The sequence below is a fragment of the Vibrio sp. T3Y01 genome, assembly GCF_013114525.1.
Lineage (GTDB): Bacteria > Pseudomonadota > Gammaproteobacteria > Enterobacterales > Vibrionaceae > Vibrio > Vibrio chagasii_B.
The window spans coordinates 357,885-376,330 of sequence record NZ_VTXJ01000001.1 but is presented as its reverse complement, the minus strand read 5'-3'; the positions used below and the strand labels follow the sequence as shown (position 1 = coordinate 376,330).

Annotated in this window: 18 protein-coding genes and 1 riboswitch; of the genes, 3 read left to right on the top strand and 15 right to left on the bottom strand. The window is 44.9% G+C overall.

Features of this window, described 5'->3' with window-relative positions:
- Positions 1-40: 40 nt before the first annotated feature.
- The 3 genes from F0232_RS01610 to F0232_RS01600 form a co-directional block, all read right to left on the bottom strand.
- Positions 41-1,417, bottom strand: coding sequence for an amidohydrolase family protein (locus F0232_RS01610; RefSeq protein ID WP_061032313.1), 1,377 nt, complete (start codon positions 1,415-1,417; stop codon positions 41-43).
- A gap of 351 nt (positions 1,418-1,768) precedes the next feature.
- Entirely contained in the window at positions 1,769-2,749 is a 981-nt protein-coding gene (locus F0232_RS01605; protein ID WP_105058848.1) for an AraC family transcriptional regulator, read from the bottom strand.
- Positions 2,750-2,944: 195 nt separating this feature from the next.
- A complete protein-coding gene (locus tag F0232_RS01600; RefSeq protein ID WP_061032312.1) occupies positions 2,945-3,373 on the bottom strand; it encodes a PACE efflux transporter in 429 nt (142 codons plus the stop codon).
- 137 nt (positions 3,374-3,510) lie between these two features.
- On the opposite strand from F0232_RS01600, the gene F0232_RS01595 reads away from it, so the two are divergent.
- Together F0232_RS01595 and F0232_RS01590 are read left to right on the top strand one after the other, a co-directional pair.
- On the top strand, positions 3,511-4,413 hold the full coding sequence (locus tag F0232_RS01595; RefSeq protein WP_061032311.1) for a LysR family transcriptional regulator: 903 nt from the start codon (positions 3,511-3,513) through the stop codon (positions 4,411-4,413).
- Between the two features lie 381 nt (positions 4,414-4,794).
- A complete protein-coding gene (locus F0232_RS01590; protein WP_004738871.1) occupies positions 4,795-5,139 on the top strand; it encodes a hypothetical protein in 345 nt (114 codons plus the stop codon).
- A gap of 99 nt (positions 5,140-5,238) precedes the next feature.
- Here F0232_RS01590 and thiE read toward each other — a convergent pair whose 3' ends face one another.
- The gene (gene thiE, locus F0232_RS01585; protein ID WP_105058341.1) at positions 5,239-5,856 is read right to left on the bottom strand and encodes a thiamine phosphate synthase; all 618 of its coding nucleotides are present in this window, start codon (positions 5,854-5,856) and stop codon (positions 5,239-5,241) included.
- Between the two features lie 262 nt (positions 5,857-6,118).
- On the opposite strand from thiE, the gene F0232_RS01580 reads away from it, so the two are divergent.
- Positions 6,119-8,062: a methyl-accepting chemotaxis protein gene (locus tag F0232_RS01580; protein ID WP_105058342.1), complete on the top strand. Its 1,944-nt coding sequence runs from the start codon at positions 6,119-6,121 to the stop codon at positions 8,060-8,062.
- A gap of 136 nt (positions 8,063-8,198) precedes the next feature.
- Here the strand turns inward: F0232_RS01580 and thiM are convergent, their stop codons facing one another.
- The 11 genes from thiM to F0232_RS01525 all read right to left on the bottom strand — a co-directional run bounded on the left by thiM (position 8,199) and on the right by F0232_RS01525 (position 18,367).
- Positions 8,199-8,984: a hydroxyethylthiazole kinase gene (gene thiM, locus F0232_RS01575; protein WP_105058343.1), complete on the bottom strand. Its 786-nt coding sequence runs from the start codon at positions 8,982-8,984 to the stop codon at positions 8,199-8,201.
- A 28-nt stretch (positions 8,985-9,012) separates the two neighbouring features.
- Complete coding sequence (gene tenA / locus F0232_RS01570; protein WP_105058344.1) at positions 9,013-9,693, bottom strand: thiaminase II; 681 nt, start codon at positions 9,691-9,693, stop codon at positions 9,013-9,015.
- Positions 9,694-9,701: 8 nt separating this feature from the next.
- The gene (locus F0232_RS01565; RefSeq protein WP_105058345.1) at positions 9,702-10,658 is read right to left on the bottom strand and encodes an ABC transporter substrate-binding protein; all 957 of its coding nucleotides are present in this window, start codon (positions 10,656-10,658) and stop codon (positions 9,702-9,704) included.
- 120 nt (positions 10,659-10,778) lie between these two features.
- Positions 10,779-11,594 carry an ABC transporter permease gene (locus F0232_RS01560; protein WP_105058346.1) on the bottom strand — a complete coding sequence of 272 codons (816 nt, stop codon included), beginning with the start codon at positions 11,592-11,594 and terminating at the stop codon, positions 10,779-10,781.
- Positions 11,587-12,351, bottom strand: a complete 765-nt coding sequence (locus tag F0232_RS01555) for an ABC transporter ATP-binding protein (protein WP_061032304.1) — start codon at positions 12,349-12,351, stop codon at positions 11,587-11,589. The genes F0232_RS01560 and F0232_RS01555 overlap by 8 nt, the downstream gene beginning before the upstream one ends.
- A complete protein-coding gene (gene thiD, locus F0232_RS01550; protein ID WP_061032303.1) occupies positions 12,341-13,225 on the bottom strand; it encodes a bifunctional hydroxymethylpyrimidine kinase/phosphomethylpyrimidine kinase in 885 nt (294 codons plus the stop codon). Before thiD ends, F0232_RS01555 begins: the two co-directional genes overlap by 11 nt.
- Positions 13,226-13,323: 98 nt before the next feature.
- Positions 13,324-13,435: riboswitch (TPP riboswitch) on the bottom strand.
- A 97-nt stretch (positions 13,436-13,532) separates the two neighbouring features.
- Complete coding sequence (locus F0232_RS01545) at positions 13,533-14,450, bottom strand: DMT family transporter (RefSeq protein WP_105058347.1); 918 nt, start codon at positions 14,448-14,450, stop codon at positions 13,533-13,535.
- Positions 14,451-14,535: 85 nt separating this feature from the next.
- A complete protein-coding gene (locus tag F0232_RS01540; RefSeq protein ID WP_105058348.1) occupies positions 14,536-15,264 on the bottom strand; it encodes an AraC family transcriptional regulator in 729 nt (242 codons plus the stop codon).
- 173 nt (positions 15,265-15,437) lie between these two features.
- Positions 15,438-16,466, bottom strand: coding sequence for a DUF4382 domain-containing protein (locus F0232_RS01535; RefSeq protein WP_105058349.1), 1,029 nt, complete (start codon positions 16,464-16,466; stop codon positions 15,438-15,440).
- A 421-nt stretch (positions 16,467-16,887) separates the two neighbouring features.
- Positions 16,888-17,139 (bottom strand): DUF2999 family protein, encoded by a 252-nt coding sequence (locus F0232_RS01530; RefSeq protein ID WP_105058350.1) that lies wholly within the window; start codon positions 17,137-17,139, stop codon positions 16,888-16,890.
- 130 nt (positions 17,140-17,269) lie between these two features.
- On the bottom strand, positions 17,270-18,367 hold the full coding sequence (locus F0232_RS01525; RefSeq protein ID WP_105058351.1) for a YdcF family protein: 1,098 nt from the start codon (positions 18,365-18,367) through the stop codon (positions 17,270-17,272).
- Positions 18,368-18,446 lie beyond the last annotated feature (79 nt).

The window sequence follows — 18,446 nt, the reverse complement described above, 5'->3', positions numbered from 1 at the left end:
AGGCACTCCCCTACCTAACTATTAAACATCAAGCCAAAGATTACATTTCATTGCGGTATACAACGCCATCTTTCATTACCAATTTAATCGTATCGATAGTTTTGTATTCAGGATCGGCGTCAAACCACTCGGTGGTCGCACCTAATACCTTTATGTCTTCCAATGGGTTACCATCTACTAATAAGATATCTGCAACGGCACCTTTTTCGATAACACCTAACTTGCCTTGGGTTGTGCCTCTAGGGCCTGACATTGCTAACATTTCACCAGCTGTAGAAGTCATTTGTTTTAGCACTTCGAAGTTGCTACCAAACGCTTGCGTTCTCCAGTAGATTTCGTAACGACGAGCTCGCTCGGCATCTGAGTCTGCACCTACATAGTCTGATGCAAAAACAACCTTCACGTTATTTTCAAGTAAGCGTTTACCGTAGTCACCGTACTGCTCTTGAAGCTGAGCAACCATAGGAAGTTTTTCTGCAGGCATAAGAGGGTTCTTTGCTAGATCTGGCGATAGCCCCCACATTTGTGGAACAACATATCCGCCCTCTTTTGCAATTCTCTTCATCGTGTCGTCATTAATAAAGAATCCGTGCTCAAAGGTTTTTACACCACAATCAAGAAGACGGTTTACCGAGCGATCATTGAATGTATGCGCAGCAACATAAGTGTTCCAATCTTTTGCTGCTTCAACGATGGCACAGGTTTCGTCTACCGAGTATTGAGTGGTATCAATCGGGTCAAATCGAGATGAACCACCACCACCAGCCATGATCTTTATCTGAGTCGCACCATTGCGTAAGTTCAGTCTTGTCGCTTTGAGAACTTCAGGCACGCCATCGGCTACAGCGCCAATGCCCATTCTTTCAAAGTTAGAAATATCCCCTACCGAATTAGGCGTGAAACCGGGATCACTTCTATCTCGGAAATCACCATGACCTGATGTTTGAGAGATAAATGCACCAGACGGATAAATTCGAGGACCAACAACATTGCCACTCTCAATTTCGCGAGCCAAACCGAAGGCAGGTCCGCCCATATCACGAACGGTTGTAAAACCATCATCTAAGTAGCGCTTAGCCACTTGCGTTGCATGAATAGAGATGTCAGTGAGATCTTTATTGGATTCGATGTCACCAAAATTATAGTTAATCATAACGTGGGCATGGCCATCGATTAAGCCAGGCATTAACGTTTTACCTTCACCTTCAATGACGGTAGCTTCACTGGCTTCAATTGGGTTTGCCGAAATTTGTTTGATTAGGTTGTCTTCGACTAATACGTGATGGTCTTCGTACAATTTGTTTTCAGTACCATTGAACACATCGACGTTAGTAAATAGCGTTGATGCTGCATTTGCAGAAAGAGCAAATGAGCACGAAAGAGCGACAACAGAGAGCTTTAAGCCTGCATTTTTCATTTTTACACCTTGATTCCGTTTGTTAGTGGCGTCCACTTCCCATAACGATTCCGTAACTACTAATGAGTGTTATGAGGTTTCAAAGATGTTTTTATTGGTTATGACACTCACAAAAATCTAATCAAAATTCTGTGAAATAATCGAGGCAAAAACAACTCATCCACATTCAATAACTTAGTAGTGATGTTGCCAGCATTCAAGGTTGATAAATGGCCATTTGGTGACAATAAATAATTCTGCGTTCAGGCTGGAATTTTTAGTCACTGGCTAGAGTTTCACTTCGGAGTTGTTATTGCCGGATCTCTTACTGATAGCTTTGTACTGCTACTTATAGACTGTTGCTTACCGACATTAGCTGTGCTCTTTTCGGTACTGTCTTGGCGTCATGTTCATTTGACGCTTAAACGCACGAGTGAAGTGAGATGAATCGGAATAGCCCATCTTTGCCCCTACTTGTGTAATCGACAAATCTGGCTGCTTAAGCAATTCCAATACTTGCTCCAATACCATCTCCTCTATCAGAGTTTTGTAGACGACTCCTTCTTGCTCCAAACGGCGCTGGATAGTCCTGACATGCATGTTTAAGATTTCAGAAGCGAGACTAATCGGGAGTTTTCCCATAGTCAGGTACGGTTTAATGACAAGTTTAAAAGCACTTAAGAAAGAGCTAGGCAAAGGAGCACTGGATTCAAGAACAGGGGGGGCTTTAGGCAAAATAATTGGCTCAAGCATGATCGCTTCTGGGATTTCAAAAGCCGTAACTGGCCTGTGTGTGAAAAACTGAGCGCTACCCATTTGAGGCAAAGATTGGAAGCATTCAAGGTCATCACTCTGAATACCGACTTCCGATGGCTTCCAACGCCCCTGCGTTAACACTGAAATCAGTTCATTAATAAAAATAACCGAGAACAGTTCAGCAAACTTAAACCAAGGAGCGTTTGTAAATGGCTTCTCACGAACAAACCACCACTTACCGCCTGCGTGTTTGGTATAGACGTGAGCACCATTGGATACCAACTTTAGCTGTTCACTAAATTGGTCAAGTGCACTTTTCAGGGAGTCCTGTTGATTCAGTTTTGCCACAAACCTAGGCACATAGGTTTGCTTGCAAAAGCTCCACATAAACAGCGAAAACTCTTCTCGTGATGCTGACTCTCCCATAATCTTGACCACATTTTTTATAGTTGTCTCTGGGAGATAATCGTAATGATCATTACTAGTAAGAATATCGTTGGGGATTTTTGCGCTACGTAACAAGGTGTAGATTTCGCCATCGATGTGGCTCAGTAGTTCAGCGAAAAGCTCAACCTCTTTCTTATCGACCACTGCCATTGTATGAGGGGTATTAGGCATCCTTTCCTCTTATTCTGTTCATTCATGAACTTAAATTGTTTCCTTACTTAAGATAGCAGATTTAACACAACTTCACATAGGCTTACTAACCAGAACAGTTCATTAAACTCACCAATAAACAACTGGTTAGTAACCATGACACGTGTAACTTGTGAGTATTAGTATCGAACCCTTTTATTGAGTTAGAGGCTGAGCTTTACGCACCAAAATAACTCGAACATGGTCGTATACCAGATTGAACAGAAACGCGTAAATGGTAATAAAAATGGTCACGCCGATATCCATCAAGAATGCCTGCCAAACTCCTACATTGAGTAAGTAAGCCATGACGGGGATAGTTGCAATGAGCAAACCCGCTTCAAATAACACGACGTGAAACACTCGTAATTTCAATGAACGCTCTGATTTCTCACCGGTGAAGTAGCGATCAAAAATGCGATTAAAGCAGTAGTTCCAAACCATCGCGATGGTAGCAACAACTATCATGGTTCCTGATAAGGCACTCACATCGTGATCGGTAAATATTGCTAAGCCGATTATTGAAAGCGTTACGGCCAAAACTTCGAATAACACTGAGTGAAACACTCTTTCTAACGTACTCATACATTCCTCTAAATAATCAAGTATGTGTTGGATTAGCTAGGATTATGTCACCCGAAATAATAAGAGAAAGTTAACAGCCATCACGAATAGTGATAGCCTGAGCAATTCAGTCTAATCCCAAAGTCGCGAGAGATAACATGTACAGTTTTGAGCAATTAAAAGTCTTCGTCACTGTGTGTGAAAGTGGCTCTTTTTCTGCGGCAGCGCGTAAGTTAAAACGAGCTCAGTCCGGTGTTAGTCAGTCGATCGCCAACTTAGAAATTGCCATCGACCAAGAGCTGTTTAATCGAGAGAAGAACATCCCCGTTTTAACCTCTACAGGTAAAGCTTTATTGCCTGTCGCTAAATTGATTCTTGATCAACAAAAGTACTTCGACCAAAAAGTAGAATCACTGGCACAAGAAGACGAGCATGAGCTAATTGTTGCTATCGATGAAAGCATCATAGATAAAAATTTCATCAAGATAATCAGCTCCCTAGCCGATCAGTTTCCAATCACACACTTCGAAATTATTACGACATCCACCTTCGATGTAGAGGATTTAGTAAGACGAGGAAAAGCACATATCGGCATTATCTATGCGGATGGAGAGCTCAAAGTTGATATGGATTTCTTTTTGTTGGGCCAAGCACGCTTCCTAACCGTCAGCTCTGCCGATCATGAGCTCAGCAAGCTACCAGTAGTTCAAGATTCAGACTTAAAACGCTATCGACAATGCGTACACCGCAGCTCAAAGCAACGTGAGCTGTGGTTCACCTATGGCATCAGCTCAATGCTTTGGTATGCCAACACGCACAAAACCATCATCGACCTAGTAGAACAAAACGTAGGTTGGGCAAATGTGCCTGAAATGATGGTCATGGAAGGCATAAATAAAGGAGAACTCGTTGCCCTGCCTGTTGCACACGAGCATGGTGGCTGGATAACTCCGGTAGGGTGTCTGGTGTCACGCCGTCACATCAATGGCCCGGTGCTCACGAGTCTAATTGAGAAGCTAGAAGGATACTCTTTGCAATACAATCAATGGCAAGCAAACTAGCTAAAACTACACTGCAATATCGGTAGTGCGTTTCGCCGCACTACCGCATTTCGACACATTTCACCGATAAATATCTTTGTCGTCTGGACAAAACACCCTAGTTGATGTCCCAAAGTGACATAACTAAACTGCGATCCGAAAGGGGTTGTCGTGCCTATACATGGTTAACGAATCAATCCAAGTCGCTCTTTAACACTACTGACCTAACCTCAAATCTCCAGCATGGGCATTGCTAACATCGCCTATGACAGCTTCAAATAGATCACTTTTTGAATTTAATTCGCCCCAGTTTATGAGTGCTCTTCGAGTGCTTTTTTATATCTAAATGAACCTTTTGGAAAATTTGTCGTGAACGTTTTAAGAAACATTTGCCCTGAGAAAATGGGTAAAGAGCGTAACAAACGAGAGTATGATTTACGCGTACTTAATTGTGTCAGTGAAAGTGAATATGAATCGCGTATGGCGGTTTGGAACAGCCTAACGATGGCTGCAACGCCGTCAGCTTCGGAAACAAAAGGCTTCATCGATGAGGCTTTCAACAAATTACAAAATGACTTAAAAGAGACAAGTCGTGAGTTATCCATTAACTACACCGACTTTATTGCGATGGCACATGAAGAAATCAATTACATCAAGATTTTCGTTGCCGATAAAACCTCGCAATACGGTTGGTACGCAGCCATCGCTCTGATGATCATCGGCACCATTGCTCTGTGTATTCAGTAAGTTAGGTTCTATCTTCAGCTGAAGATCCCTTGAGCGCTTTCATACGCGCTAACTAGAAAACAAATGACTCGCTTCATTTGTTTTCTAGCCACCACAAACTCACTCTCCCATCAGATTTAGCAAGTCTTGCGTCGCCTTTTTAGGATCTTCGGCGTGACAGATTGCAGATACTAACGCTAAGCCGTGAATACCCGTTTCAGTCAGCTGAGGGATGTTCGACTCGTTGATACCGCCAATCCCAACAATCGGAAGCTTGGTCGTTTCTAACGCCATTTGAATGCCTTCGTAACCCCAGTGTTTCTTAAGGTTTGTCTTGGTCGGTGTCGCAAACAGTGCACTAAGACCAATGTAATCAATCGGCAAGCTATCGGCTTCTTGTAGCTGCTGTTCAGTTTCAATTGATAACCCAAGAATCTTATCCGCACCAATCAGCTTGCGTGCTAACACGGCAGGCATATCCGATTGCCCCAAGTGCAAACCATCGGCATCAACGGCCAATGCCACATCGACTCGATCATTAATGATCAACGGCACGCCCGTTCCAGCTAAAACCGATTTAACGGCTTCTGCACGCTCAATGAATGCTCTTACGTCCCCATGTTTTTCTCTAACTTGAACCATAGTGACGCCACCAGCAACCGCTTGCTCAACTACGAACTTAAGCGTTTCTAAATCTTGTTGGTCGTCAGTCACTAGATATAGTTTATAAGGGTTCATCGCATACCTTTGAAGTCGATTTCTAAAATTGATTTTCTGTCATTTTACCGACAAATCACATCCTATGCATGGGAGTTAGTACTTAAATCCATAAATTAGATGGTTCAATTCAAATACGCAACTCGTTGAAAGCATATCGAAAAATCTGAACTTTTTAACTAAAGCGTTACTTATTACACAAACTATTCACTTTGAGCATGCCCGATACACAGTTTTATGGAATACTCCAAAATGAAGGAATCAGGTAAATATAGGGATAGTTATGCGCCACCTTTCTATAGCGCTTAAGATCAAGCTGGGGTTTGCCATCTGCTTGCTCTTTTTCGTCATTTCAGGCCTTGTGAGTTACAAAGGCATTCAAACCTTGTCAAACGGCTTTAGCCAATACAGCGAACTCAGCCACAAGGCGACTCAGTCAGGCAACATTCAAGTGCACTTTCTTCAGATGCGTTTAGCCTCTGAACGTTACTTAGAGTCATTGGATGATCAATATGAAGCGAATTATCAATCAAGCAAATTGGCGATCGATGATCTGCTCAATAACTTAATCGAAACCACCACTAACACTGACAGCCTATCAAGCTTACAACTGGTCCAAGACAGCGTTGCAGCCTTTGATACTGCTTATGGCTCAATGAAGCAAAGCCAGCTAATGATCGACCAGCTTGTAAATGTTGAGATGGTCAAAAGAGAGACTAACGCGCTAAAAGCCGCGCAGAGCTTGTTGTATGAGTCATACAATAACAACGATCCAAACGCGAGCTTGTACGCGGGTATGCTAATGGAGAACTTCCTCGCGGCTAAGATCGCGGTGATTAGCTACTCGAACAACAACGATCTCAAAACCTACGAAGCGGGTAAAGATATTTTTGAGTATGCTCTGCCAGGTATCGAGGGCGATATTGAGTCTCTTAAATCATCTCCTTATCAAAGTGAACTGATTGAAGATTTCTCTAACCAACGTGAAGCGTATGCGAAAGGCTTTGAACAAGTTCACCAACAGATGCTGGAGAACACTCAAAGAACCGCTACCCTTTCCTCGATTGGTGATAGCTTGGCTATCGCTGTGGCTGATGCTCAGAGCATTCTAGAACAACAGAAACAAGCGCTAACACCAGAGCTGCAAGCCAGTGAAACGCGTTCAATTCAGATCATCATCTTGCTAACGGGGGTCGCGTTAGTTATCGGCATGACAAGCGCTGTGTTAGTCACTCGCTCAATTACGAAAGGCATCGCACAGGTTAAGCAAATCACCAATGAGCTTTCTCAAGGCAACCTGAATGTTGAAGTAAACATTGAGAGTAAAAACGAGATTGGTGAACTGCTGACTAACATGGAGATCACCATTGAATCTCTGCGCGATATTGTAGGTCAAGTGAATCGCTCTAGTGTGCGTATTGGCGAGATGTCTGAATCACTTAATCAAGTAACCAATAACAGCTCGACCAACGCAACACAGTTGAACAGCGAAATGATGAACATCTCTACCGCGGTTGACCAACTGGCTTCAAGTACATCTGAAATTGCTTCAAGTGCTAACCACGCTTCTCAAGTTGCTAACCAAGCGACTGAGAACGTCGCGATGGGTCTCAAGGAAGTAGACAAGACACTGCACGAAATTGGCAGCGCCGATGAAAGCATGCAGGTCAGCAGCCAGAAAGTGACCGACCTGCACAAAGAGTCGATGAACATTGGCGCAATACTGGAAGTAATCAAAGGTGTATCTGAGCAGACCAACCTTCTCGCGCTGAATGCCGCAATTGAAGCCGCTCGAGCAGGCGAACAAGGTCGTGGATTTGCCGTCGTAGCCGATGAAGTAAGAACGCTCGCTAAACGCACCCAAGACTCTGCTAGCCAGATTGATGAGCTCATCACCTCACTACAACGTGGTGCTAAAGATGCGTTAGAGTCAATTAAAGAGAGCCACAGCACGGTTTCAGATGCTTCAACTCAGGCACAGCAAGCTTCTCAGAACTTACATGTGATTAATCAGCACATCCAAGATCTGAATCAGGCCAACAGCCAGATCGCAGTGTCGGTTGATGAACAAGATCGTCTCACCAAATCACTGGGTGAGAACGCGCAAGGTGCCAATAGAATCGCGCAAAGTAACCAAGAGTCAGTCAGCAGCATTTCAGGTGCAGCAAGCGACTTAACCGAGGTTGCACATCACCTAGAAAGTCAAGTGAATCGCTTTAGAACCTAGCCAGCTAGTCTGTACACAGCTAGCACAGTTCCAAACCAATAATAAAAAGCCCCCAGCACATAAGTGTCGGGGGCTTTTCTTTATCTAAAGAGTTTTAAGTTAGGCTTCTAACTTGTGGCTTAGAGTGAGATTAATCCTACTGAATCTTCAATCGTTGAATCAGAGTCTCTTCATCTAGTTGATACAACTCATCAAGCAAGTTCATTTGTAGGCTACCCGGGCCGCGTGAGTTCTCAGCAGCAATTTCACCAACCACACCTAATACCGCTGCTGCCGCCAAACCACTTTCATCTCCAACAGCAGCAAATGCGCCCGTTAATGCCGTTAAGGTACAACCCATGCCCGTCACATAAGGCATCATTGGGTGTCCGTTGTTTAACGTCACAACGCTGTCCTTCGTGACAACGTAATCTGTCTCACCAGAAATCACCACATTCGCGCCGTATTCAGCCACTAAACACTGTGCAACGCCTAATGCAGCATCACTGCTATCTAGCGCATCAACGCCTTTACTCTGCGCTTGTTCGCCCGCTAGTGCGATAATCTCAGACGCATTACCACGAATGATCAACTTATCTGCTAAACGTGCGATTTCACGAGAAGTCTCGGTACGTAGTGTGCTTGCGCCACAACCTACAGGGTCAAGCACCACCACCTTGTTGTTCGCATTCGCTTGTTCAACAGCAAAACACATTCTTGGTGTCCAAACGCTGTCGAGCGTGCCGATGTTGATCACCAAAGCGCCAGAGAACGACATCATCTCTGCCAACTCTTGTTGTGAGTGCGCCATAATAGGCGAAGCGCCAATCGCTAGCAGAGCATTGGCCGTGTTATTCATCACTACATAGTTGGTGATGTTCACAACCAGTGGTTTTTGCTCTCGTACTACGCGCAGCGATTGGATGATTTGTTCAGTTAGCATGGATTAATCCTTATTCGTGAAAGTCGCTTTAAGCCGCAGTTGAGTCATTAAGTGCATTCAGACCTTGCTGCCAGAAAGCCACTTCCATACGTGTTGCGGTTTTGAAGATATGAACGATGTTCTGACCGCGCTCGCTGTTAATATCAATTTCAGCCAGTAGCTGATTGAAATACTCAGCACCCGTTGCCACGCCAGACTGGAACTCTTCTCCGCCGTAAAGCTGTAACCAACTCGCGTATGGGTTGCCTTCTAACACAGTATCAGTGCTTTCTAACAGCGCTTTACCAATCACGGCATAACCAATTGAGCACGGAGCCAGCGCCGCATATAAGTCGACAAGATCACCCGTCATACCTGCATCCAAAACGTAGCGCGTGTAAGCCACAGTACCGAAATCTTCAGGTTCGTTTTCTAAATCAGATTCCGTTAATCCCCACTGACCACAGTAAGTCACGTGGTGTGAAATTTCAGAATCTAACAGCGCATGAACACTTGGCAGTGCACGACGCATATCAGCCAAGGTTTTAGCCTTGTAAATGGCCAATGCATAAGCGCGAGCATACTGCTTCAAAAACAGAAAATCTTGCTTCAAGTAATGCAGAAAACACGGCTGAGCAAGAGTGCCGTTTGCCAGCGTTTTAACAAAATCATGCTCGGTGTAGTCTTGCCAATCTTGCTGACAGGCTTGGATTAAGTCTTGGTATTTCATGAGATTCCTTAGTCAAAAGTCGGTACGTAATCAGCGGCTTTTGGTAGTGATTTGATAATGCCTTTGTCGAACATGAACTGCGCGTAATCATCGTAACGCTTCATATCTACTGCTGAAGGGCGAAGCGCAAAACGAGTCAATGTGTCGTTCCATGCGCGTTGGTTTAGCTCGTTGTTTAGCGTATCTGGTGAATACGCTACAAACTCACTCCATGAATCTTGTGGGTGGTTCACAATGTAAGTGGTTGCTTGCTCAAGTGCTTTATTGAATGCTTTGATGGCTTCATCGTCGTGTTTCTTCGCGTTCGCCACAAAAATCAACTCATCGTAAGCTGGCACACCGTGCTCTTCAGGGAAGAATGCTTTGGCTTTATAACCTTCAAGGGCTAGTTGGTTCGTTTCGAAGTTACGCAAGCCACCCCAGATTGCATCTACCTTGCCTGATGCCAGTGAAGATGACAGTGCCCAACCAACATTGATGGTTTGGACGTCAGTAAACGCAACATTTTCTTGAGCTAGCATGGTGCCGATCGTCGCTTCTTCATTACCTGCAATCGCAATTCCGATCTTCTTGCCTTTCAGGTCCGCTAGTGAATCGTTCTTGCCGTTATCCAGCACCATCAACGTGTTCAGTGGTGTGGCGATTAGGGTTGATGCACGAACCAAAGGCAAGCCTGCAGCGACATCCATGGTTAAACTTGGTTGATAGGTTACTGCGAGATCGACCTTACCTGCTGCAACGAGTTTTGCTGGCGTGCTTGGGTCAGCTGGCTCTTGGATTTCAACCTCTAGGCCCTGCTCTGCAAAGTAACCACGCTCTTGAGCAATCACAATTGGGCCGTGATTCGGGTTTACAAACCAATCCAACATCAGTGTCAGTTTCTTGTTTTCCGAATCCGCGAATGCATGATCTGAAACTAGCGAAGCAAGCAGTGCCACTGCACCTACCAATTTGGTGTTTTTCATAGTTAACCTTTCCTTTTGAATATTATTATTGTGTTTGTCGATCTAATTTCTAACGAGGTTTTGTTTAGATAAATAGCCTTGAGCAAAGCTTTATTAAACAAAGAGTTATTTAGCGAACCATCACTGGTTCTCCCAAGGGATAGCTTTTTTGAGTAATTTGTCTGTGATGAAGTAGAGCGAGATAGAGAGCACCGCCAAGATAAACAATGCAGCAAACATCTCATCAATGATCATGCGCGCATTGGCTTGCAGCATTAGGTAGCCTAGCCCTTCACTCGAACCCACCCACTCACCAACAACCGCGCCAATTGGAGCGATAACCGCTGCCACACGAATGCCTGACGCCAATGTTGGCAGAGCAGCAGGAAGTTGAATGTGGCGTAGCAGTTGCCATTTCGATGCACCCATCGTCTTAGCGAGATCAAGATACCCAGTCGGAGTATTTCGCAGGCCGTCATAACAACAGGTAGTTACAGGGAAGAAAATTATGATCGCCGCCATCACTACTTTTGAGGCGATACCATAACCAAGCCACAGCATCAGTACTGGCGCAATCGCAAATACAGGAATCGCTTGGCTAGCAATCAAGATCGGCAACAGCCAGCGTTTCAATGGGTCAAACATCAACATCTGCAGAGCGAAAAACAGCCCCATCGTCAGACCTAGTAATAGCCCTAGCAAGATTTCTTGTGCAGTTACCCAAGTGTGTTTGAGCAACACGTCATAGCGTTCAATTAGCTTGAGGAAAACTTCAGCAGGAGCCGGCAGAATAAAGCTTGGCATTTGGAAAACCACGACCACAAGCTGCCATAAGCCGAGAATCACAACACTGCTAATTAGCAAACGCGTGACAGGATTCATCTGACTTGAACGCTCAGTGCTAGTCTGTACGTTCGTTGGCTGAGTGGCAGCTTCAGTTCGCGTTAAATCAGTCATAATCACGCTCCAACTGCTCTAAGATGGCTTGTTGCAACTCGGCACACTCACCATCGAGCACTCGTGGCGTTGACGTGTGAGGCACAGATAAAGAGTGAGCACTCGCAGGCGTGCCTTGCAGCACATACAAGTTATCCGCCAAACGCACCGCTTCTTGTGGATCATGGGTGATCAACACAACGGTTTTATCTCTTAACAGTTCATACGCTAAGCTCTGTAACTTGTGTCTTGTTACCGCATCCAACGCAGAGAATGGTTCGTCCATCAGCACGACTGGCTTGTCTTGCATTAAAGTTCGAGCCAAAGCAACACGTTGGCGCATACCACCAGACAACTGATCCGGCATAGTATCCGCGTAATCAGCCAAACCAACCGAAGCGAGTAACTCGAACGCTTGGTTCTTTTGCTCTGTGTTTAGGTGCTTGTTCGTGGTGTTCTGAAAGCGATGGCTCAGACACACGTTGTCGATAACCGACAACCATGGCAATAACAAATCTTGCTGTGCCATATAGGCAATGCGATCGGTTAGAGGCAGTTCATCAGACGTTGCCAATACGCCCTGCCATTCCACCTTGTCGCCCAACAAACCTGCCAAGTAACGCAATACCGTGGTTTTCCCACAACCGCTTCGCCCAAGCAGCACTGTCCACTTACCCGCGCTTAGATTAAGTGACAGTCCCGACAGGGTCGCGCGCTCGCTATCTCGGTAACGCAGCGTCGCATTGCTAAGTTGAACACCAACCGTATTAACGGACATTACCGTGCCCAGCGAAAAAGTGATTTACCGGGCCATGACCTTGACCGACTTTCAATTCGTCAGCATGTGCAATAGCGCGTGAAATGTATTGTTTACCTAGGTCGACAGCCTCTGGAAGCGTATTACCTTGAGCTAAGAAAGAAGCAATTGCAGAAGATAGCGTACAACCCGTGCCATGGGTGTTTTTGGTAGGGAAACGCTTCGCGCTAATCAAGGCAGATGTGGTTGGCAGAATCAGTAAATCGTTACTGTTTTCATCTTTCTCCAAGTGACCGCCTTTTAGCAGGACTGCTTTAGCACCTAAAGCGCGCAGGTCTTCAATCATGTCCTGCATTTCAGCTTCGCTTTCAGGCACGGCCTTGCCTGTAAGTGCTGCGCCTTCCGGCAAGTTAGGGGTAATGATATCTGCAAGCGGAATCAGCTCTTGTTTTAGCGTGGTGATAGCTGAGTTTTCTAGAAGAAGGTCGCCACTTGTTGCGACCATTACAGGATCAATCACTAAGTGTTTTGGCTGGTATTGTTTTATTTTGTCTGCAACGACTTCGATGATTTGCGAATCCGCCAACATACCAACTTTTACTGCCACTATGTTCAGATCGGTGAACACCGCATCTAATTGGCTGGCAACATGCTCAAGTGGGATTGGAAAAATGGCTGACACGCCTTGGGTATTCTGAGAGGTAATGGCAGTAATCACAGAACAAGCGAAGCTACCCGTTGCAGACATGGCTTTAATATCCGCTTGAATACCAGCGCCGCCGCCACTGTCAGAGCCTGCTATGGTTAAAACAATCGGAGTATTGACCACCGAAGATTGGTTGTGTGGTGTTTGAGTATTCTTGAGTGGCGCTTGAGTGTTGGAATGCTGCGTCATGGTCGCTCCTACTATCTAAAAGACGTAAGAGAACCGAACTTTGGCCGTAAAGAGAGTGTGGAAATGAAACCAATGAGAGATCATTGTTGGACCACATAGACAAAGTCATCATAGTTCCCTACGCCAGTGTTAACTGAATCAGGTTCAACGGGTCTCGAATAACGATCTCAGCAAATACCAATTAAGGTAGATGCCCCCCGACTATTGATAACGATAGTAACAGCACTCTTGCAACTGAGATACTCATTTTATTCATTTATAAGATACAAGCATGAATAAAATTCAATTTAGCTTTGTTAACAAGCACTTAGTTTCGCTGATCATTTGGTTGTGATTGAATGAATAAACACTTGACTATCAACAACATACCAATCCAACCGACAAAAGGTATGCGCTCCCCCACAATCCAGACAGCCAATACGGCGGCAACAACTGGCTCAAGCAAAGTAATCAAATTCGCACTACTTGCCGTGACATGTCTTAACCCGAAACTGAACGCGATATAACCCAAACATTGAGGAAGTAACACCAAGTAACTCACCACGAATATATTAGTACTTGAAGCGAATAGACTGTCCCCAGTGAACCACAGCGTTGGTAATAACAACATTGCACCTAGACCAAATATGCTACCCATCGCCGCTTGCGACTTGATGCCCTGGTCTATCAGAGCTTTTGTCGCCCACGAATAAATGGCATAACAGAGACCAGCAACCAAACCTAAACCAATACCTAAAAGCTTCAGGTTATCATTAGGTTCGCTCCCCACTGACGACTCAGAAAATACCAATAATCCAATGCCAACCACGCCAATGGCAAAGCTCGTTAGCCAACGTTTATTAATATTGTTATCTTTGCTGATAAGACACTCTAAAAGTGCAGAAAAGAACGGAGCAGTAGCTATCGACACAACCGTTCCCATCGCGACACCCGATAATTTCATCGAAGAATAGAAAGCCAAAGGATAGATCGCCAAAGCCAATGCACTCGCAGCTAACAGCTTTTTGTTGAGCAAAAGCTTATCAAGTGAAGATAAGATCTTTCGATACGCCAAGCCCGCCTGCATTAGGCCGCCGACGCCCATAGAGAAAGCACCAATCGCTAAGGGGCTTAGATCAGGCGCAAAACTTGCGGCGGTGCCTGTCGTGCCCCATAAAATAGAAGCAAACAAGATGGCCAAAGTGCCCGTTTGGAATTCGTTAACGCGATTGATGGCAAGATTCATTTCTATTACCCAATTTTCATTTCTGAAATAGATAATAGTGAAGATTTATAAAAGTTAGTTTGCCGAAAGGATGCTATTATTGTTTCTAAAGACTCTCTTTCATTGAGCCTAGAAACGCCCTTGGAGACATGCCAAAGTGCCGAGAGAAGCGTCGACTGAAAGCAGACAGGTCGCTATAACCCACATTCTCTGCGACCAATTGAACCGGTAAATCGGTATGGCTTAGCAAGGCTTGAGCTTTCTCCATACGATATCGAGTGATGTATTTAAGCGCACTGATACCCAAGCTCTCTTTGAAGCGTTTTTTGAATTGAGTGGGACTCAAACAGGCTGTTTCTGCAAGTTGAGATATAGAGAGAGGTTGGGCGTAATTATCCGCTATCAATCTTTGTACCGCACGGATTCTTGGGTCGATGCTCTTGCTCACTTGTTGTTGCTCTAACAGCAATGAAAACACATCCAAAACTGATGACTCAATGCCACTATCGACCTGATATTCCAGCTGCTTCTCAACAAACAATAAGAAGCTCATCAAAGGTGGCGTTATCGTGAAAACCGAGAGCTCATGCTCCAACAAGTGCTGCGGCAACTCTGCCATATCCGCGACAATAAACCGCGCTGCTTCATCCGCCTTAAACGCATGCGCGGTGGTTACTGGAATCACCACGCATTCGCCCACTGCCACCTTGCCAACATACCCCACCATCTCGATATTAATACTGCCTTGGATCGGCAATACCAGTTGATGATGGTCATCATGAGCATGGGTATTAAATTGCTTAGTGTAAGATCGAATGCTTAAGCTAGATTTCATGAGCAACGCCGGAGTACATTTCGCTAGGTTAAAGTAAGAGATACAAAGTTACATTATCACTTCCCTAGAGTCACACTCAATGCGCATCAAATTCATGCTAGCTAGGTGACATGATCAAAAACGGCCTCTAAATAAGAGACCGTTTTGATTAAAAATCGTCATTCACCTCAAGGCTAGAATGACACTTGGCTATCCTGACCAACCACTACCTGAACACTGTTTTGAACATCATAGATTTCAAAACCATCAGCAACCGGATCAGCATTGTCTTCATCACTGTCGAACTGCGCAGTACAGGTATAACCCAATGAATAAGTACCTGGATCAATGAAGCCCAGAGAGAACTCATAGTTAGTCTGTGCTACATTCATTACCACTGACGCTGAAGTGATCGGTTTCACTTCATCGCTGCCGCCAATCGGAGCCATGTCAGCTTTATCGACGTTGCCTTCATACAGATAAACCGACTGAACGAACGTGCTATCGTCTGTAGGATTACAAGCTTCGAAAGTTGTGGTTGCAACGGTACCTTCAATGTTTCCTGTCTCAACCGTATTGATAAGGCTTACAGACGTTCTTTGAATAGTGTAATCAGGGAAAGTCGAACTGTTCTTTAGGCCGCGTCGAAGATCGAACTCGACAACAAAATCGTTACTTTGTTGGTTCACATTAAATGAGTTATTAAAGTAAAGCACGCCAGCGTTATCTTCTTTACCCACACCTTGCGGACACGCACCTTCACCTTTCACCGTTAACTCATGGGTCGTATCATCGTTTTCTATCACGTAAGATGGATCTGTTGGATGATCGCCATCATTAGCAAACACGCACAACTTATAGCTGCCTACCGGAATGACCTCATTTTCAATCAAAGGAAGCGCATCGCTGCCTTGGTAATCCAACAAATTAACACTTAACGGAATAGGAGCTGCGCCATCAGGTAATGGATCGCCATTTTCATCAACGTAGTTACCGTTTTCGTCCGTTTTATACACATCATAAATCAGAGGCGAACCTCCCCCTTGAGGAAGTAAAGCGACCTTACTGAATGTCACAGTGACGTCTTTAACATCATCAATGGGCGCATCACTCACACTCAAGGTAATCGGTGTCGTGCTGCTTGATGAACCTGAATCACCACCACAACCGACAAGCCCGGCCAGCACAAGGCTCGCTAAAGCGGTTTCTTTTAAATACTTCATAACTCATTTCCTATAAATCACTGCTCAATAAAGGGCTTAGTTTGTTGCCCTCTTATTCTTTTCCTTAATGTGGCCTATAGAAGAACAGCGCTTGTACCAAAATCAGTTACCCCTATTATTTAGGGATTTCTCCATCCAGAAACTCTGTTCATCAAGGTGCACATATCAGGTCGCACATAGGTTAATTAAGTCTAGTAAGTAAATTGTCAGTAGTCGCACGTATTTGGCAAGGTTGCTGTCAATTGTGGTGAAATGGTCGGTATGTATAGAGTCGAAGAGGATGAGTGTAAGCAACTTGACCGAAGTTAATCATCGCCACCAAGATCAAAAAAGGCCGTTAAGACAGCCTATTGCTGAACTTAAACGACCTTTTCATTGAATTTTGATTAAGCTAAGACGATATCAGCTCAGTCAAACTCACTTATTTTTGAAGTTGCTCTTTAGCGGCTTCAACCTTAGAAAAATCTAGGCCAAGCTCTTCAACTGCTTCTTTGATTAGCGCAGGGTTTTGCATTACCTGACCCATCAGCATTTGAAGTTTTTCTTGAGGTAAACCAAGTTGGCTGATTGTCGCCATTGCTGCAAGAGGGTTCTCGGTCAACGTCTTGAATATCTCGCTGATCTGCTCGTCGCTAATATTGTTCTCTTTCAACATCGCTAAAATCGGGTTCATTTTTTTGCCTTTGAAACACTAAATTAAGTAGGAGCACAGCATACCATCTAGCTGTGCTCGATTGTACTAGCAAGTGAAGCTTTGGTTTAACGCGAACTGTGCTTTTCCCAAACGCAAATAATGCTTGGGCCTAGCGAGACTCTAGTGGGTAAGAGCGGTAGCTCCACATACCATACGTTCTCAGTGCGTCACGGTAGATGCCTAGAAGCTCACCACTGCTCGCTTTCTTAAGATCTTCTAGCGGCTTATCTGGGTAAGAGACCGTATCGAAGGTAATGCCCTGAGGGCCAGTTTGCCAGCTAGCGATTTCAAACAGAGTTTGACCACGACGAACGTGGCTCGCCGAACTAATAATGGTCGCGTGCTTAATTTCATGACGAGCAAGTGCATAGCTACTGAATAAAGCATTACCTACCGTGCTGGTCGCGTAGTTCTCTTCAATGATGCGGTCTTTGCTTACTCCTTTTTCGATAAGCCAATCCGCCATTAACTTGCCTTCAGTCTTATGGTTCTTGGGCACGCCGCCGGTTAACACGATCATCGCATCTGGGTTCGCTTTCGACATTGCTAATGTGGTTTCAAGACGTTCAATCAAGATTTCATGCATAGAGCCATCAGGGTTAAGCGCGTAGCCCAAAGTGACGATGGCACCGTGCTCATCCAATAAACCTTTGTCCGCCGACTCTTTCAACGGGGTTTCCAACACGCGGTCAACCGTAGCAAAAATGCGTTTGATGTCTTCTGCTTTACCTTTGTTCAGGCTTTCTAGCTTCTCCATGTGCTTGTTGGATTCACTTTCATTGCCTTCAAAACGCTGCCAAACCGCAAGGTAAGCGTGAAGGTCAACATCGTCTGGTGCAACCGTCAGCGCTTGTTCAAACAGCTCAATCGCGCGCTCTGCGTTCTTGTTGTAGATCTGAGCATTCGCTGCCGAGATCAGCAAATCGGTACGGTAAGGTTCTAACTGGTAAGCTTCTAACAATCGGTTAGTCACAATTTCCATGTTACTTGGCATTTTTGCCGTGAAACCGGCGTGAGAAATTCTTGCCGGAGACTTAAACGCTTGCAACGCATCGAGAAGTAATTGGTCGACCACTTGTCGCTTCGTTACTAACTGCGCGTAATCCGCAGAAGCTTGAACTGCGCCATCGTTAGCAGCAAACGAAAATGGGGTTGCGCCAAAGGCCAGCATGCCACCAAGAGCGAGGGCGAGAATGTTCTTTTTCATGAGGGTATCCTGTGTAGATAAGTGTTCACATCAGATTTGTCCCCCAATGTAAGTCCCCAAAATTAAAAAACTGTGAACC

Coding starts and splice junctions, on each gene's coding strand:
- thiM (WP_105058343.1), bottom strand. CDS start 8,984: ATGCTAACTGAACAAATCATCCAATCGCTGCGCGTAGTACGAGAGCAA.
- F0232_RS01600 (WP_061032312.1), bottom strand. CDS start 3,373: ATGAGTACGTTAGAAAGAGTGTTTCACTCAGTGTTATTCGAAGTTTTG.
- F0232_RS01560 (WP_105058346.1), bottom strand. CDS start 11,594: ATGACTGATTTAACGCGAACTGAAGCTGCCACTCAGCCAACGAACGTA.
- F0232_RS01580 (WP_105058342.1), top strand. CDS start 6,119: ATGCGCCACCTTTCTATAGCGCTTAAGATCAAGCTGGGGTTTGCCATC.
- F0232_RS01595 (WP_061032311.1), top strand. CDS start 3,511: ATGTACAGTTTTGAGCAATTAAAAGTCTTCGTCACTGTGTGTGAAAGT.
- F0232_RS01525 (WP_105058351.1), bottom strand. CDS start 18,367: ATGAAAAAGAACATTCTCGCCCTCGCTCTTGGTGGCATGCTGGCCTTT.
- F0232_RS01530 (WP_105058350.1), bottom strand. CDS start 17,139: ATGAACCCGATTTTAGCGATGTTGAAAGAGAACAATATTAGCGACGAG.
- F0232_RS01590 (WP_004738871.1), top strand. CDS start 4,795: ATGGGTAAAGAGCGTAACAAACGAGAGTATGATTTACGCGTACTTAAT.
- thiD (WP_061032303.1), bottom strand. CDS start 13,225: ATGACGCAGCATTCCAACACTCAAGCGCCACTCAAGAATACTCAAACA.
- F0232_RS01610 (WP_061032313.1), bottom strand. CDS start 1,417: ATGAAAAATGCAGGCTTAAAGCTCTCTGTTGTCGCTCTTTCGTGCTCA.
- thiE (WP_105058341.1), bottom strand. CDS start 5,856: ATGAACCCTTATAAACTATATCTAGTGACTGACGACCAACAAGATTTA.
- F0232_RS01545 (WP_105058347.1), bottom strand. CDS start 14,450: ATGAATCTTGCCATCAATCGCGTTAACGAATTCCAAACGGGCACTTTG.
- F0232_RS01605 (WP_105058848.1), bottom strand. CDS start 2,749: ATGGCAGTGGTCGATAAGAAAGAGGTTGAGCTTTTCGCTGAACTACTG.
- F0232_RS01555 (WP_061032304.1), bottom strand. CDS start 12,351: ATGTCCGTTAATACGGTTGGTGTTCAACTTAGCAATGCGACGCTGCGT.
- F0232_RS01540 (WP_105058348.1), bottom strand. CDS start 15,264: ATGAAATCTAGCTTAAGCATTCGATCTTACACTAAGCAATTTAATACC.
- tenA (WP_105058344.1), bottom strand. CDS start 9,693: ATGAAATACCAAGACTTAATCCAAGCCTGTCAGCAAGATTGGCAAGAC.
- F0232_RS01565 (WP_105058345.1), bottom strand. CDS start 10,658: ATGAAAAACACCAAATTGGTAGGTGCAGTGGCACTGCTTGCTTCGCTA.
- F0232_RS01535 (WP_105058349.1), bottom strand. CDS start 16,466: ATGAAGTATTTAAAAGAAACCGCTTTAGCGAGCCTTGTGCTGGCCGGG.